At 56.3% G+C, this 15,528-nt stretch carries 13 protein-coding genes; 3 read left to right on the forward strand and 10 right to left on the reverse strand.

Annotated elements, in window-relative coordinates; translation table 11 throughout:
* Window positions 1–427 precede the first annotated feature (427 nt).
* Window positions 428–1,246, reverse strand: coding sequence for a sugar transferase (locus ACLB1Z_RS14835; protein ID WP_409560532.1), 819 nt, complete (start codon window positions 1,244–1,246; stop codon window positions 428–430).
* Between the two features lie 174 nt (window positions 1,247–1,420).
* Entirely contained in the window at window positions 1,421–2,500 is a 1,080-nt protein-coding gene (locus ACLB1Z_RS14840; RefSeq protein WP_409560533.1) for an acyltransferase family protein, read from the reverse strand.
* A gap of 221 nt (window positions 2,501–2,721) precedes the next feature.
* Between ACLB1Z_RS14840 and ACLB1Z_RS14845 the strand changes: the two genes are divergently transcribed.
* Complete coding sequence (locus ACLB1Z_RS14845) at window positions 2,722–3,522, forward strand: polysaccharide deacetylase family protein (protein ID WP_409560534.1); 801 nt, start codon at window positions 2,722–2,724, stop codon at window positions 3,520–3,522.
* On the forward strand, window positions 3,519–4,490 hold the full coding sequence (locus ACLB1Z_RS14850) for a glycosyltransferase family 2 protein (protein WP_409560535.1): 972 nt from the start codon (window positions 3,519–3,521) through the stop codon (window positions 4,488–4,490). The genes ACLB1Z_RS14845 and ACLB1Z_RS14850 overlap by 4 nt, the downstream gene beginning before the upstream one ends.
* A 67-nt stretch (window positions 4,491–4,557) precedes the next feature.
* On the opposite strand, the gene ACLB1Z_RS14855 is transcribed toward ACLB1Z_RS14850, so the two are convergent.
* From ACLB1Z_RS14855 to ACLB1Z_RS14890, 8 genes are all read right to left on the reverse strand, one after another.
* Complete coding sequence (locus ACLB1Z_RS14855) at window positions 4,558–6,204, reverse strand: glycosyl transferase family 1 (RefSeq protein WP_409560536.1); 1,647 nt, start codon at window positions 6,202–6,204, stop codon at window positions 4,558–4,560.
* Between the two features lie 80 nt (window positions 6,205–6,284).
* Entirely contained in the window at window positions 6,285–7,580 is a 1,296-nt protein-coding gene (locus ACLB1Z_RS14860) for an ABC transporter ATP-binding protein (protein WP_409560537.1), read from the reverse strand.
* Complete coding sequence (locus tag ACLB1Z_RS14865) at window positions 7,577–8,455, reverse strand: ABC transporter permease (protein ID WP_409560538.1); 879 nt, start codon at window positions 8,453–8,455, stop codon at window positions 7,577–7,579. The genes ACLB1Z_RS14860 and ACLB1Z_RS14865 overlap by 4 nt, the downstream gene beginning before the upstream one ends.
* Window positions 8,452–9,594: a DegT/DnrJ/EryC1/StrS family aminotransferase gene (locus tag ACLB1Z_RS14870; RefSeq protein WP_409560539.1), complete on the reverse strand. Its 1,143-nt coding sequence runs from the start codon at window positions 9,592–9,594 to the stop codon at window positions 8,452–8,454. Before ACLB1Z_RS14870 ends, ACLB1Z_RS14865 begins: the two co-directional genes overlap by 4 nt.
* Entirely contained in the window at window positions 9,591–10,556 is a 966-nt protein-coding gene (locus ACLB1Z_RS14875) for an NAD-dependent epimerase/dehydratase family protein (protein WP_409563279.1), read from the reverse strand. The genes ACLB1Z_RS14870 and ACLB1Z_RS14875 overlap by 4 nt, the downstream gene beginning before the upstream one ends.
* Window positions 10,557–10,601: 45 nt before the next feature.
* A complete protein-coding gene (locus tag ACLB1Z_RS14880; RefSeq protein ID WP_409560540.1) occupies window positions 10,602–11,699 on the reverse strand; it encodes a DegT/DnrJ/EryC1/StrS family aminotransferase in 1,098 nt (365 codons plus the stop codon).
* A 6-nt stretch (window positions 11,700–11,705) separates the two neighbouring features.
* The gene (locus ACLB1Z_RS14885) at window positions 11,706–12,719 is read right to left on the reverse strand and encodes a Gfo/Idh/MocA family protein (protein WP_409563280.1); all 1,014 of its coding nucleotides are present in this window, start codon (window positions 12,717–12,719) and stop codon (window positions 11,706–11,708) included.
* A gap of 63 nt (window positions 12,720–12,782) precedes the next feature.
* On the reverse strand, window positions 12,783–13,253 hold the full coding sequence (locus ACLB1Z_RS14890) for an acyltransferase (protein WP_409560541.1): 471 nt from the start codon (window positions 13,251–13,253) through the stop codon (window positions 12,783–12,785).
* A gap of 313 nt (window positions 13,254–13,566) precedes the next feature.
* Here ACLB1Z_RS14890 and ACLB1Z_RS14895 point away from each other — a divergent pair, with 313 nt between their 5' ends.
* A complete protein-coding gene (locus ACLB1Z_RS14895; protein WP_409560542.1) occupies window positions 13,567–15,477 on the forward strand; it encodes an exopolysaccharide transport family protein in 1,911 nt (636 codons plus the stop codon).
* The last annotated feature ends 51 nt before the right edge of the window (window positions 15,478–15,528 follow it).

The following is a 15,528-nucleotide window of genomic DNA, read 5'->3' on the forward strand; positions in this document are numbered from 1 at the left end:
AAATTCGGATTGCATTATTGGTGCCATAGTCGCAGATCTAAGCCATTTATATGCCGGCTTTTTGTTGTCATCGTGAATGCATGACGTCCAAGCTACTGAAATTGCATGAGTAAATAAGTTTTATTTTACAGCATTCTTGTTTCTTCTACCAAGGTCTTACACGCGCTCGTTTACCATATAAATAGCGCACACTGCCATCTCCGATGGCTGATTATCAGACCACGCACGCAAAAGTTCTACAACTTACGCTTTATGATTTGTTTCATTATAGGTCATCAGATGTGGGTATGAATGTAATTTGAATAAAAACTGCTCAGAATCCGGATCACTGCCCCATTTCTGGAATAAATGATTTCCCCCCTCTTCCCCTTTTTTGGACGCTACCTCTAGTTGCCAAACATGGCGCTGCGCCATCGAGAGCCGCTAGCTAGGCCGCCTGCCCTGTATTCAAAACCGCTGGGATGGTACGGATCAGGATTACGAGATCCTTTGCAAACGACCAATCCCGCACATATCGAAGATCGTAATTTACGCGCTCATCGTAGGTTGCGAGGCTGCGACCACTGATTTGCCACAAGCCGGTAATGCCGGGGCGAGCCTTGAAATATTCGACGGCATTGTCGCCGTAGAAATGCAGTTCCTCGGCAACGATCGGCCGAGGGCCGACCCAACTCATTTCCCCGCGAAGAACGTTAATTAGCTGGGGCAGCTCATCAAGGCTTGTTTTACGGAGCACATATCCGAGTGCCGTAATCCGCGGATCATCGGCCAACTTGCGCGTCCGCCGCCATTCGTCGGCTGCTGCAGGATTTGTCTCGAGGTGGCGACGGAGAACCGCGTCGCCGTTTAGCACCATCGTGCGGAACTTGAGACATGAAAAATACTTGCCGCCAAAGCCGACCCTTCGGTGGCGGTAAATCACGTCGCCGCCAGTCGTCAGCTTGATGGCGCCGGCGAGGGCGAGCAGTAATGGGGCAAGCAGGATCAAAGCCGTGAATGCTACGAACGCGTCGAACACACGCTTGAATCGGCCGCCGACAGGCGGCGGTGCCCGCTCAGGACTGGCGTTGATGCTGTAGAGCGCCCAGAGGCGACGCCGCGCGCGGGTCACAGACGCTTCGCCTTCGACCTCCACGCGTCCGCGCTCGTCGGTGCGAGCTAAAGTTGCAGGCAGCAGCCTAGCCTCTGAGCCGCCGCCATCCGAACGCGAAATTACCGAAAAATCGCGCGGCGAAACGACAGACATCTGGAACATATACCCCGCAAAAACGCACTTATAATTTAATGAACTAGGTCTCTTCCGCTCATTCCAATTGTCAAATATTGCCCTGTGAAAGCCAACCGAACCAAAAGATGTAAGTGGTGAGATGCGCGCCGGTCTGCCGTTACGGCAAATGGCTAGGGGTGGCTAAACCGTCGCTCAGCCTTTTTGGAAGGCGCGCGCGCCATCGAGCCGCCGCGTTGTCAGCCTCTGGCGAAGTCTGATCAAGGGTTGTTCCAGTAATAGCCAGGATGCCGACGCGAAGAGAATGGTGAGCAAGAAATCGAGCACCACGATCCACCGATGCAGCAGCGGAATTGGCAGGCCAAAAAATTCAAGAAACGCGTTGGAATGGATCACTGGGTGGAAGAGGTAGGCGCCGTAGCTGATCACGCCCACCCAGCGGATTGGCGCCAGATCCAAGGCTCTGACCGCGAGACCATCCTGACATTGCGTAATCTGAACGAGAAGGCAGGCCGCCAAGATGCCGACGGCCGGACGGCTAAGTTCAGCAAATTCGGGATTGGATAGTAGAATTGGCGGCGACAGGACGAGTGCGAACACGATCACGATCGCCCAATCGTTCAACAGCCATCGCGGCAAAGGCCGGTCGGCAAAAAGTCCGGCCAGGCCGCCAAAGCCAAACAGTCCGATATTTACGAGCGAATTGACGTCGAAGGTAATGGGCGGACGGCGATCAGCGATGAACAAGACAGTTGCCGCAATGCTGACGATTAGCAGGGCAACGCATAATCTGGATACGACGGCGCGCGGCAGGAACAGTACGAGCGGTGCGAAGACGAGATAGTATTGTTGCTCGACGGCCAGGCTCCAAAAGTGGCCGAGATCGTCCCGCCAACCGTGACGCTCGATATAAATATTCGAATAGAAAAGCAGATTAGCCCATTGCCGCCCGGCGTCTCCAAGATCGTAATGGCCGCTCGCGGCCAGGATGGCCAGCGCCGCCAGCAATGCGTAGTAGGGCGGAAAAATCCGAAAAGCCCGAGTCAGATAGAAGCCCAGCAGTGCCTCTTTACGGGACGTTCGTCCCGTTTCGATCTTCGATCTTTGCCCCGCCAAAATGCGGGTGATCAGAAAGCCGCTCAGAACAAAAAAAATCCAAACCGCCAGCGATCCGATGCGATCTGTCACCGGCATAATAACTTTGTGGCTGACAAAAACGAGCAAGAATGCGATCGCGCGCAGGCCGTCAAAGCCCCTGATCCGTTGGGACAACATGATCTCCGATTGGGTTAGTGGGACATCGGACCCGAAGCCCAAATTAATACACCAAGTTCATGGCGTGACTGCGTTGCAATTCCCGTACTATAGGGACAGTCTTTCTTCATCGACCGCCACGCCGCGTTAATGATCGTCTGCCAGCTTACGATGGGCATAGTCTTTGCACCGGGCTGGACAATGAATAGAAGTCGCTAGCTGGGCTAACGGGGTCCGAACGAATGCGGCAACAGGTTAAATCACTGGCTAAAGCGGCGGGCATTGAACGCAAACACGTGGCGGCAGCGCGGATGTGGGGGGAACGGAATTTCCTCGCCACGTTCGGCCAGAAACGCTTCAAGCCTCATGGCCGCATTCTTTGCTATCACTCCATCGACGAACCGGAAATGGGCGTCAATGACGTCAGCGAGCGGCAATTCCGGGCGCAGATCGAGCTGGCGCTCAAGAAGGGTTATACGTTCGTCGAGCCGTCGCGAATAGCGCGAGGCCTCGGAAGCGAACGCGACCTCGCGATTACGTTCGACGATGGTCGCCGGAGCGTGGCGACACACGCTGCCCGCATTCTTGCAGAATACGAAATTCCGTGGACGCTGTTCGTGGTTACGGATTGGACGGACCACGCGAATGCCTATCACCAAGAGCGGATCGTATCCTGGAAAGATCTCGAACACTTGATGACCCTCGGCGTCGAGATCGGCAGCCATTCTCGTACCCACCCCGACTTTGGCAAGATCAGCGAGCGCTTTCTGACTGACGAGCTGTCTGGATCGCGAAAGATTATCAAAGACAGATTGGGGGTCGCGCCAACGACATTTGCCATTCCACTCGGTCAATCAATGAATTGGACCGCCGCTGCGGCCACCGCCGCGCGAGAAGCCGGATATGAGATCATTTACGCGCAGGCGGAGGAGACGCGGCCCGCTTCTACCGTACCGCGCACATTCGTCACCCATTTCGACGACTCGCGCATTTTCAGTGCCTCGCTTGCCGGCGTGTTCGACCGCTGGGAGGAATGGATATGACGCCAACAACGCCCAGGCGGGTTTCGGTTATCATCGGCACACGCGATCGCCCTGCACTCTTGCGCGAAGCAATGGCCAGCATCCGTGCGCTCGAAGGATCGGACCTGACGTTCGAGATTCTCGTCGGGGATAACGGCACGACCCCCGAAACACCAAACGTCGTCGCTGAATTCGGTGGCGTCTATGCGAGAACGGACAAGAATGGTTGTGCCGCCGCGCGCAACCTTGCGATGCGGCGCGCGACAGGCGATTTTATTGCCTTCCTCGACGACGACGATCTTTGGACATCCGAGCACATCCGTTCGCATATCGCGTTTCTCGATGCCCATCCCGATTATGAGGCCGTCTTTGGTCAGATCGTCAGCACGAACACCGGGAGACAACCGTTGGGTGAACCGTGGCCCGCGTCGTTGCCTCTTGACGGCGACGTCTTCGATCTGATGCTGAGCGGGTATTTTCCTCAAGTCGGCGGAAGTGTCTTTCGCGGGAACGCCATAGATAAATATGGCCTCATGGACGAGACGCTGATTGGCGACTCCGATTGGGATTGGCAATTACGGATCGCGCGAAATGCCAGGATCGGTTTTGTCGAAATCCCATGCGTGCTGTTCCGGCAGCGCGATCCTGGTTCATTCGATCAACTTCAGCGCACAAGGCAAAAATTTACGAAGCGTATTTTTCGCCGCCATGCGTTTCTTTCACGGCGAGCGCCATTCCAAAGATTGCGGCCAAGTACGATCTATCGCGCCTATGCCGGCGCCGCCTGGCAATATTTCGACTATTTCTGCACTCATGCGGTGCAACGATCAAACTCTGGAGAGCATGCGGGTGCGCGCCATGCTCTTTTCGGCGCGTTCCTAACGCTGCCTCACGTTGCATTATCGCGTTTTGTCCGCTCGCCTGAACTACGGACTGCCGTACTGGCATCCACGTTCGGTTCGCGATCGGTCAATGCTGAAAAGCGATAACATCGACGCGAGCAGATTTCGCAGCATAGCGATCAAATGGGACATACGAGGCAAAGCGCCCTTTCGATCATCGATCCAGGACGCACCTCTTCATCCACTCCGGTGCAACGAGCGGAATGAACGACTTTAACGACAGGTTTGAACCATAATGTCCCTGCCGCTGTAGCCTCCGCCATAATGTGTATCGCTCTCTGAGCGGCAACATCCCCATGAAGCCTTTCGTGATGTTTGCCGTACTGAAAGTCGAACCGACGATATCGTGATGCCGGCGATCAGGTTCCCCGAGCTGAGGCGTTTCAAGATCATCGCGACGTATAAAAGTCTGTGGATCAGGCAGAGGCAAATCAATCGCACGTTGATAGACAGCTTCCAGGAAGGCGAGCCAACCCGGCGGCGTATGTTGGCTTTCGACAGCATCGTGCGATGCCTCAGCGACCTTTCGGCGATAAGGCTCGTCTTGAATCAATCGCGTCAACTTTTCCTCGTAGTCCGATTGCGTCGTAGCGACGACCGCGGTGCCATCGAGGCCAACGTGATTGATCGCGAATATGCGGGCTTCTTTCGGTGCATCGAAGATCGTTAGCAGTGGCAGACCGTAACCTGCCGCCTCCATCATCGACGTCGAAGATACAAACGGATACGAATCCACGTAGACATCCGCGGCCTCGAAGTAGGCCCGCGGCAGTTCGATCTCCGGCAGTGTTTCGAGGCGGCCGGGATACACCTGCTTCACCGGCTCCCAATCGTCGGGATTTCCCACGCCGATAACCAGGAGTTTGGCCTTCGGATTCTCGGCGAGAACTTTTGCATGCCTGTCGGCGAACGTTACGCCGCCGATCGTTCGATATTTCACGCCTCGTGCTACGGACAAAATGAGCACGCAGTCGCTGTCGATACCAAGAATTTTTTTCGCGTCCTGGCGCGATTTCTCTCGCACGGTCGGATCAACAATCGTCGGCATGACAATACTGCGACGGGGCTCGACGCCGCGCCGCCCGATTGCGATATCGGCCGCCGCCTCGCGAAGACTGACGACGACCTGGCTAATGCTTGGGCCCAGCCAAAAAATGTGATCGGCGTGATTGAGAAGGATGACCGGCGGCATGGTCTCGGGATTTGCGAACGCGATGATGGGGACGACGTCTTCGCAATGAAAATGCAGAACGACAGCGTCAAATTTTCGCGCGAGGTTCCGTAATGCCAACGCCCATTCAAGCTTCCCGCCGGGCGAATGATTCAGCTTAAAGATCTGGCCGCCGCTGCTGTGAAAAGCTTCATTGGTATGGTCGGGGATCGGTCCGCGATGCTGCGTGAGCACGAGCGAGTTCGTTCGGCTCTTGTCGGCGTTCACCCATCGGCTGATCATTCTCGTTAAGCCGCCGACCGGGGCGAGCTGCGTGGCGACGTGCAGAACCGACTTGATGCGATTGGGCCGAGGGGCGATTTCTGCATCTTTCTTTCCGTCTCCAATGGAGCGGCCGATAGATGTGAGAACACCTTCAATGCGCGGGCTCGCAAATATACCGCAATGGCGATGTGCCGCGACGGACGCAGCTACGGCGGACTCTAGCGCTGCAGCCGCGAAACGGCCTTCGCCATAGAGCTTCTCCGCGAACCGCACGTGAGCGTCGTACTCGGAGAAACTCGCCAAAATCGGATTTTCTTCCCGCGGCGGGATGAATTCGACAGGTGCTGTTGCGCTAATTTTTTGCATGTTCATCTCAGGCCTCACCCCAAGTTTTGGCTCTGCGATCGCCAATCGTCCAAAATAATTATGCCGCGGTCCAAACATCTTCACCGCGCAATATTCTCTGCAAAGGTCCGCGGCACTTTTTCGGTGCTGCTTTGGGTGTGGAGCGCCGCTGCCACATTCCATTCCGCCGGCTCGTTGAATACCCCGAAAGCGTTCGAAGCAAAGACCGGATGGCGAACGTGAAAAGTTTCACCAAGTCGGGCCACGACCATGCGGCCGAATTTCTTTTCACGAACCGCAATCGTCAGCGTGTATAGATCGGAGACGAGCTTGATCGGCGGCGTCGTCAGCTCTATTTCACCGGGGCCTGAGAGTACGCTCAAGCCGACATCGTCAGCGACACTGCTGAACGTGCAGCAATGAACTTCGTCCGAGCGGTTGATGCCGATGCGTATGTCTGGATCTTTGATTGGATCCTTGGCGTCGTAATGTACTCGGATCGTCATGCGCTCGCCGAAATCGAACATCTGCTTGCGCTCGCCGCCTTCACCAATGAGCTCGATATCGGTGATGTCGATGGCGGGCGCATCCGGATCCGGGTGGAACCAGGGCGCAACGGCGAGACGGCAATCGGCCTCATAAAGTTTCAATCCATCGTCGGTTGGCCCGTCGAACACGACCTCGCCGTGCCGCAGATAGATAACGCGCTGGCACATCGACTTGATCGAGAACATGTTGTGCGACACGAACAGGATGGTCGCGCCCTTCCTTTCAAGCTCGTGTGCAAAGTCGATGCATTTGCGCTGGAACGTAAAATCACCGACGGCCAGAACCTCGTCGAGAAGAAGAATGTCCGGATCAAGGTGGGCAGCGACCGAAAACGCGAGACGGACGTACATGCCGCTCGAATAACGCTTAACCGGCGTGTCGATGAAATCAGCGATCTCGGAAAAGGCGACGATGGCGTCGAACTTGCGGGCGATTTCTTCGCGCGACATGCCGAGGATCGAGCCGTAAAGAAAAACATTCTCGCGGCCGGTCAGTTCCTGATGGAAGCCGGTGCCGACTTCGAGAAGTGCACCGAGGCGCCCTTCGACGCGACCCGTACCCTCGGTCGGCGTGGTAATGCGCGATAGAATCTTTAAAAGTGTGCTCTTGCCGGCGCCGTTCAGCCCGATGATGCCGACGTTTTCACCGCGTTCTATGTCGAACGTCGCGTTGCGAAGCGCCCAGAAGTCGGGCGAAGGCCTATCGTCATCCGCTTTCGCACGTGGTGCGAACAACGACTTTGCGCCATCCACGAGGACTTCGCGGAACGAGTTACTTTTGTTGCGCTGTCCCCGCCGGTAGCGTTTACCGAGGCCGCACGCGCGAATGGCAATATCATTCGTCGTCATATGACGTCCGCGAAGACGCGCTCCTGGCGTTTGAAGAAGACCAAGCCGCTGACCAGAAGGGCGGCGATTATCACCACGCTGATGCCCAAAGTATCGAGGTTCAACTGGCCCTGACCGAAGACGGCCCAGCGAAAACCGTCGATAACGCCGACCATCGGATTGAGCGAATAGGCCCAACGCCATTCTGGCGGCACGATGCTCGGCGGATAGACGATGGGCGACGCATACATCCAGATCTGCAGCATGAACGGCAGCGTGTGCTTGATGTCGCGAAAGCGCACGTTAAGCGGGCCAAGCCAAAGTCCCATTGACAGCGCCAGAGCGCCGGCCACCAGCAGAAGCGGTGGAATGGCGAGTATATGCCAAGACGGATAAAGCCCGTGCCAGAACATCAGCAGAAGCAGAATGACAAAGCCAATCGAGAATTCGATCAAGGGTGCAATGACGCTTCCGAGCGGAATGATAAGACGCGGAAAGTAGATTTTGCGCACGAGTTCGGCATCGGTGACGAGCGCAGTTGCGCTGCGGCGAACGGACTCCGAAAAATACGTCCAGATCAAAACGCCTGCGAATGCGAAGACTGAATACGGCAGGCCATCGGAAGCAATTCTGGCGAAGTGGCCGAAGATGATCGTGAAAATTATGACGGCGAAGACCGGCTGAATAATCGCCCAAGCGACGCCGAGTATGGCTTGGCGATAAAGCACCTGCACGTCGCGCATCATCAAGACGAACAGAAGCTCGCGCGCGCGCCAGACATCACCGAGTTCCAGATCGAACAGCCCACGGCTAGGCCGCAAGTCATAGCCTGGCGACCGTCCGCCTTTCGGCGGCGCGCCGGATGGAACAATGGTATCAGTCGATAGAAAACTCATACGTTTACGGTGCAGGATTGCTTCAAGGTTGTGATGACTTGATCTTGCTCTGCATGCGTCATTTGCGGGTACAATGGCAGAATGATGCATTGATCTTGGGCGGCTTCCGAGCGCGGCAGAACCGTGTTCGCGGCGCCGGAGTAAGAGGCTTCGCGATGAATGCACATGATGCCGCGACGAGTTGAAATTCCCGCGTCGAGCATCGATTGCATTACCGCTTTCTGATCGAGTCCATCAGGCAGGCGGACACAATAGCTCTGCCAGTTGCTGCGCGCATATGCCGGTTCAACCGGTGCGTTAATCCCGGAATTGTCGCTAAATAGTGCCGTGTAGCGGTCTGCAAGCGCGCGGCGAGCGGCGACAACTTCAGGCACGCGCTTCAACTGCTCGCGGCCGATCGCGGCTTGAATGTCGGTCATGCGATAGTTGTATCCGACGGTCGGATAGCTTTCGAAAATGACCTGAGCGGAGCCGTGCCGCACCGTATCGGGTACGCTCATGCCGTGCTGGCGCAGCAGGCGAAATTTCGCATCCCATTCCGGATTGGCGGTGGTGATCATGCCGCCGTCGCCGGTGTTCATGATCTTGCGCGGATGAAACGAAAAACAGGCAATGTCGCCGTGCGGTCTGCCGATCCGCTCCCAATTGCCCTTCCAATTGATCTCGCTGCCGATGCCGCAGGCTGCATCCTCGATGACAGGCAAACCGTGAGCGGAGGCAACGGCGGCGATTGCTTCGAGATTGCACGGCATTCCGATCTGATGCACGCAGATGATCCCACGCGTCTTCGGTGTGATCGCGGCTTCGATCAGTTCTGGATCGATGTTGAAGCCAGTTTCCTCAATATCGACGAAGACCGGCGTCGCGCCGCAATAGCGGACGGCGTTGGCAGTCGCGACAAAGGTGTGACTGACGGTGATGATTTCATCGCCCTCGCCTACGCCAAGAGCGAGCAGCGCAAGATGAAGTGCCGTCGTGCAACTCGACACAGCACAAGCGTGCGGCGCGCCGACGAACGCCGCAAACTCTTTTTCGAAGGCTGCAACTTCTGGGCCTTGTGTCGTCCATCCGCTCAGGATGACGCGGCGGACGGCGTCCGCCTCGCGCTCATCCATGATCGGGCGCATGATCGGGATCATGCGGCGCTCTTACGTTTCATCTGCCACCAGTTCACGAGGCGGCGCAGCCCTTCGTCGAGATCGACCTCGGCCGTGAAGCCGAGATCTCTTTCGGCGGCTGTCGTGTCGGCAAGGCGGCGGGATACCGGGTTCACCTTGCGCTCGGGACCATATTCCGGCTGCATGTTCGAACCCATAACGCGGAGCAGCGCATAGGCAAGATCGTTCAGCGACGTCTCGGTGCCGCTGGCGACATTGTAGACATTATCGGACTTATCAGACTGCAGCGCCAGGATATTGCTGCGGGCAACGTCGTCGATATAGACGAAGTCCATCGTCTGCTTACCGTCACCAAAGATCAACGGTGGTTGACCGGCTTCGATGCGTTCCATCCAGCGGATCAGTACCTCGGTATATTTGCCGTAGATGTCCATGCGCGGACCGTAGACGTTGAAGTAGCGCAGCGCGACGTACGGCAGCCCATACATATCGTTGAACGACCGAAGCAAGCCTTCGAGCATGATCTTGCTCGCGCCGTACCAGGTCCGGTTGTTGTACGGGTGATGGTCTTCCTTGGTCGGAAAGACATCGGCCAAACCATAAATTGAAGCCGACGAGGCAGTGACGAATTTCTTGACGCCCTTTGCGACGGCCGCTTCGAGAACATTGTAGGAGCCGTCGCACATCGTCTCCAGCGCGGCGCGCGGCTGCTCGGCACAGGCCGTAATACGCAGCGTTGCCATGTGGATGACGGCGTCCATGCCATCCGTCACTCGCTGGACGGTGGCAATATCGCGAATATCGCCTTTGACGAGTTCGACGCGGGGGTCACGTAACGCACCGTCGACATTGCCGATGGTGCCGCGTTCCAGGTTGTCGAGAATAATAATCTTCTCGGGTTTGTGATGCTGGAGAAGAAGATCAATTGTCGTCGAGCCGACGAGACCGCAACCGCCCGTTACGAGTATTCTTGAACCTTCGATCAACATGGCCTTGTCCTATCCATCCCCAAAGTTATTACGGCGCTATTATCCTGGAAATGCAAGAAGAGCATCGACGACGGCTTTCTGCGCTTCAGGCTTCAGCTCCGGATACATCGGAAGCGAAAGGACCTCGGCAGCGGCCGCTTCGGCGTAAGGGAATTGACCTGCCTCGTATCCGAGATCCCGGAACGCGGGCAGCAAATGAACGGGCGTCGGGTAATGAATGCCCGTCTGCACGCCTTTGGACTCCATCCAGCTTTGCAGCGCCGCACGCGACTTCGTCCTGATGGCGTAAACGTGATAAACGTGACGTGCATCGTTGCGCTCATGCGGCGGCGCATAGGGGCTGCCCTGAAGCAGATCTCGATAGCGCTCAGCGGCCGCGCGACGGTTCTCCGTCCAACCTTCGAGATAGCGTAACTTCACACGAAGAACGGCACCCTGGACGCCTTCCATGCGATAGTTGAAGCCCTTGAGCTCATGCTGATATTTTTTTTCCGCGCCCCAGTCTCGCAACATGCGGACCGTGCGTGCATAATTCTCGTTTCCCGTGACGACCATGCCGGCTTCACCGTACGCGCCGAGATTCTTGCCCGGGTAGAAGCTGAAGCACGCAAGATCGCCGAGGCTGCCTACGCGGCGGCCTTTATATTCCGCGCCATGCGCTTGAGCGGCGTCTTCGATAACGACGAGGCCATGTTTCTTCGCGATCGCGTTGATCGGATCCATATCGGCGGGCTGGCCGTAGAGATGGACCGGCATGATTGCTTTCGTCCGCGGCGTAATTGCAGCTTCGATCGCGTCCGGCGCCATGGTGTAGGTCAGTGGATCGATATCAACGAACACGGTCTTCGCGCCGGCATAATGGATCGCCGAGACGGTTGCGACGAATGTGAACGGCACGGTGATGACTTCGTCGCCAGGACCAACGCCTGCCGCCAGGAGCGCCAGATGAAGGGCACTCGTACCACTGTTCACGCCGCAGCCGATGCTGTTGCCTGAGTAAGTCGCGAACTCGTTTTCGAGAGTTGCGACTTCTTTGCCGAGCGTAAACTGACAGCTTTCGAGAACGCCTTCGATCGCACTCATGATCTCCGGCTTGATAGAATGAAATTGGGTCTTGAGGTCTACGAACGGGATCATCAAAGCCTACCGATGAATGTAAATGGTTTCGCCACGGCCGCGCATGGAACTGGTTGCCGCCTCGATGAGCGAAACGACACGCTCTCCGGATTGGCCGTCTGAAATAGGTTTTTGCTGCTTTTCGATACAATCGAGGAAATGTTCGCCCTCGACGCTCAAAGCTTCCTTACTGTCCAGTTTGGGTGCCCACATGTCGCCCATGCGGTAGCCGACGCGCATTTCCTGGATCTGTCCTGGATCGTCCGTGAAGCTGACGCCCTTGTCGTAAATTTTGACTTTCTCACTCGGCTCGAGATCGTTGTAAGTGATCATTTTGCTGCTTCCGCCGATCAGAATCTGACGGACCTTCACGGGGGCAAGCCAGCTGACATTGGCGTGGGCGATCATGCCGGAGTTATAGAATAGCGTGACGTACGCGAGATTTTCTGGCGAGCCGGGAAAATGGTTCGAACCCGCCGCCGTCACCGCAATGGGCTTTTCGTCGAGCAGATAGTCGAGAATTGCGAAGTCGTGCGCGGCCAAATCAGAAATGACGTTCACGTCGCGCTGGAAGAGGCCGAGGTTGACCCGGATCGAGTCATAATAGAACAACTGTCCCATATCGGCCGAGCGCACGATCTCGCCGACCTTCCGGATCGAGCCGGTATAGACGAATGTGTGATCGACCAGCAAAACGAGATTGCGCTTTGCAGCGACCTCGACAAGTTGCGCGGCCTGCATCGACGTTTCCGTCATCGGCTTGGCGAGCCAGACATGCTTTCCAGCCTTCAAAGCCGCCATTGCAATGGGAAAGTGCGTTGAGACCGGAGTAGCGATAATAATCGCGTCAATCTTCGGGTCGCGAAGCAGCTCATGATAATCAGTTGTAGTGTGAACACCTGGAAAACGCGCGGCGACTAAGGCAAGTCGCTTGCTGTCAAGGTCTGAAACGCCAACGAGCTTAGCCCGCGAAAGCTCCGCAAAATTTCGAACGAGGTTTGGCCCCCAATAGCCATACCCGATTACGCCGATACCAATCATCGTACTCACGCCACCCGCTAACAAGACACCCCCGCTCCTGCCGAAGCAGAAAGCGAAAAACTCTCAATCACATTTCCGAACGATGGTCGCGGCAGGCCCTGCCACGATCGTATGGTCCGGCACGTCCTTCGCAACCACGGCACCGGCGCCAACAAGCGCGCCATATCCGATTGTCACGCCGGGAAGGATCGTTGCGTTGCTACCGATACTTGCTCCTTTCCTGACGAGTGTCTTAATGACCGTCCAATCCGCCTCACTTTGCGGACTCCCGTCGGGGTTTGCCGCTCGGGGATAGAGGTCATTGGTAAACATCACGCCATGGCCTATGAACACCTCGTCTTCGATTTCGACACCCTCACAAATGAAACTGTGGGACGAAATTTTGCACCGGTCCCCAACAACGGCATTTTTCTGAATCTCGACGAACGATCCAATTCTCGTGCCATTGCCGATTGTGCATCCGTAAAGATTGACCTGATCGGGGTGATAAATTTTAACGTCCACCCCCAACCGCACAGATCCGTCGATCGGCATTTCCTGTTCCCAATTTGGCAATACTTCATTAACTGACCTTTCGACGGGTTAGGCCGTCGTGGCCGAATATCTATCTCCTGAAGATTTAAAAAAGACCTCGAAATCTAAACTTAACGTAGCAGAAAATTTGCGTCCCGGATCACCATAAGGCCGTCGCTTAAAAATTTAAGATATCTTTATTCCGTACAGCGAATAAATGGTCAAAGTCTGCGTCACCGTCTGACATCAGGTATTGCGCAAATTTTCATAAGATACACACTAACCGTCATGTCATATTGGCTCGAACATACGGATTGGGTCAGGAGTCGCTCTGGTGCGTTTCGATAATTTGCGCAGCGTTCAAAATGCGGACATTCATCAGGATGACGACGGCATTCGACATGGCGAGCTTCTCTCGATCGCTGACGTCATCTCATTTTTCAAGCATTTCTGGCCTTTCATCGCAAGCGCTTCAATCGCGTGCGCAATATTAGGTCTGCTTTATGTCTTGACGGCCACGCCAACATACATGGCGACGGCTCAGCTTTTGATCGAGACCAATCAGGCTTCCGGACCAACCATTATGACGCCGGAGGCGGTGGTTTCTCTTGATACACCGCAGATCGAAAGCGAGATTGCCGTTCTCAATTCGGAACAGATTGTCGGGCGCGTCGCGAAAACACTGCTCAAAGGTGATGCGAAAGCAGACGCAGCCGACAAAACTCCTCCGCCCCCTCCGGCCAGCACCAGCGAGCGGGGCTGGCTGTCACGGCTTCTGTTTGGCGCTCCCCCGCCGCCAACGCCGGCTCAAGAAGCGGAAAAGCTGCGCCAGATCGAGCTCACCATCCAATCCAATCTGGGCGTCAAGCGTGTCGGACTTTCCTATGTTCTGGAGCTTTCCTACAGAGATCCGGATCCGAAAAAGGCTGCAGAGATCGTCAATACACTTGGAGATGCTTACGTCCAGGACAAGATCGACGGGCGCGCAAGCGCGGCTCGGCGCAACAGCCTTTGGCTCGAGGCGCGCATCGAAGAAATCCGCCGACTGATGAATGAAGCCGCTATCGACGTGCAGGAATTCAAGGCTCGCCGCGATTACCGCTTGGCTGACCGTCCCACATCCAGCGACAGCAATCTCGGACTAGATTTTCTGCCCAAACCGACAGCTCCGGCAAGCCCCGCCACGGGAGACAGCGCTCCCAAACCGGTGCCGAAGGATAATCAGCCGGTGACGACGCCTCAGGAGGCTCCGACGCTCGAAGAGCTCGACTCCCGCGCGCTTACCTATCAGAAGATCTATGAGAGCTACCTTCGCGCCTACACGGACACCGTTCAGCGCCAGTCCTACCCTTCGACGTCCGCTCGTCTCATCACTCGAGCCCAGCCGCCAAAACGCAAAAGCAGCCCAAAAGGCACGCTGACTCTTCTCGGCTCTCTCATCTTTGGCGGCATTCTAGGCGCCGGAGCGGCGCTGGCCATGTCTGTTCTGAACGAGCGTGTGCGGTCCTCCAACCAGCTTATGAGGCATATCGGAGCGCCCCTTCTTGGTGAAATCGACGATACGCGATGGCGTTCGCGGCTACCCTTCGTTGGAAAGCATCTCGGCCGGCAGCAGCGACGAAAGCGAAACGCCCTAATCGTCGTAAGCCATCCGCAATCGCCAGACGCCCGACAACTCGTCAAGACCGCGGCTGCCATCAACGATGCAGCCAAAGCGAGGGGTGCGGTAGCCATAGGCGTCTTCGGAATTTCCAAGGCAATCGATGACGCCGCCGTTTGCAGCAACGTTGCGCTTCTCAATGCGCGCGCCGGCAAGAAGACGTTACTGATCGAGACCGAGCCTGGTCGTACAAATCTTGCGGCCTCGCTAGTCGGCGATCTCCAGTTCGATCTGAAGGATGTGATCGAAGGCCGAGCCGAACCGGAAGCGGCTATCGTGCAATACGACATCGAGCCTGCCCTCTCCTTGCTTCTGGCCGACAAGACAGAGGCGCCCGGGTTCTGGACCCTCCAGCGTGTCGCGAAACTGAGCGAACTCATCAAAAGCCTGAGCGGGTCATACGAAAATATTTTCGTGCATCTTCCCTCTGGATCGGACACCGAAATCGTCACGAAGGCCGTCGAAGGCGTCGTCATCGTTGCAGAAATATGGCAGACAAGCTTGGCGGAACTTGAGGACGTCGCATCGCGCATGCGAATCGTCGGACAGCCGCCTCTGGGCGTCGTGAGCGCGAAGTTTTCGTAGGACCGCCTATTGCCGAACACTTCACAACGGCACGGGCCGGCCGTCGTCGTG

It is taken from the genome of Hyphomicrobium sp. MC8b, from assembly GCF_905067615.1.
Lineage (GTDB): Bacteria > Pseudomonadota > Alphaproteobacteria > Rhizobiales > Hyphomicrobiaceae > Hyphomicrobium_B.

Excerpts from the sequence above, each read along its gene's own strand:
- ACLB1Z_RS14835 (WP_409560532.1), bottom strand. The coding sequence starts at position 1,246 with ATGTCTGTCGTTTCGCCGCGCGATTTTTCGGTAATTTCGCGTTCGGAT.
- ACLB1Z_RS14840 (WP_409560533.1), bottom strand. The coding sequence starts at position 2,500 with ATGTTGTCCCAACGGATCAGGGGCTTTGACGGCCTGCGCGCGATCGCA.
- ACLB1Z_RS14845 (WP_409560534.1), top strand. The coding sequence starts at position 2,722 with ATGCGGCAACAGGTTAAATCACTGGCTAAAGCGGCGGGCATTGAACGC.
- ACLB1Z_RS14850 (WP_409560535.1), top strand. The coding sequence starts at position 3,519 with ATGACGCCAACAACGCCCAGGCGGGTTTCGGTTATCATCGGCACACGC.
- ACLB1Z_RS14855 (WP_409560536.1), bottom strand. The coding sequence starts at position 6,204 with ATGCAAAAAATTAGCGCAACAGCACCTGTCGAATTCATCCCGCCGCGG.
- ACLB1Z_RS14860 (WP_409560537.1), bottom strand. The coding sequence starts at position 7,580 with ATGACGACGAATGATATTGCCATTCGCGCGTGCGGCCTCGGTAAACGC.
- ACLB1Z_RS14865 (WP_409560538.1), bottom strand. The coding sequence starts at position 8,455 with ATGAGTTTTCTATCGACTGATACCATTGTTCCATCCGGCGCGCCGCCG.
- ACLB1Z_RS14870 (WP_409560539.1), bottom strand. The coding sequence starts at position 9,594 with ATGATCCCGATCATGCGCCCGATCATGGATGAGCGCGAGGCGGACGCC.
- ACLB1Z_RS14880 (WP_409560540.1), bottom strand. The coding sequence starts at position 11,699 with ATGATCCCGTTCGTAGACCTCAAGACCCAATTTCATTCTATCAAGCCG.
- ACLB1Z_RS14885 (WP_409563280.1), bottom strand. The coding sequence starts at position 12,719 with ATGATTGGTATCGGCGTAATCGGGTATGGCTATTGGGGGCCAAACCTC.
- ACLB1Z_RS14890 (WP_409560541.1), bottom strand. The coding sequence starts at position 13,253 with ATGCCGATCGACGGATCTGTGCGGTTGGGGGTGGACGTTAAAATTTAT.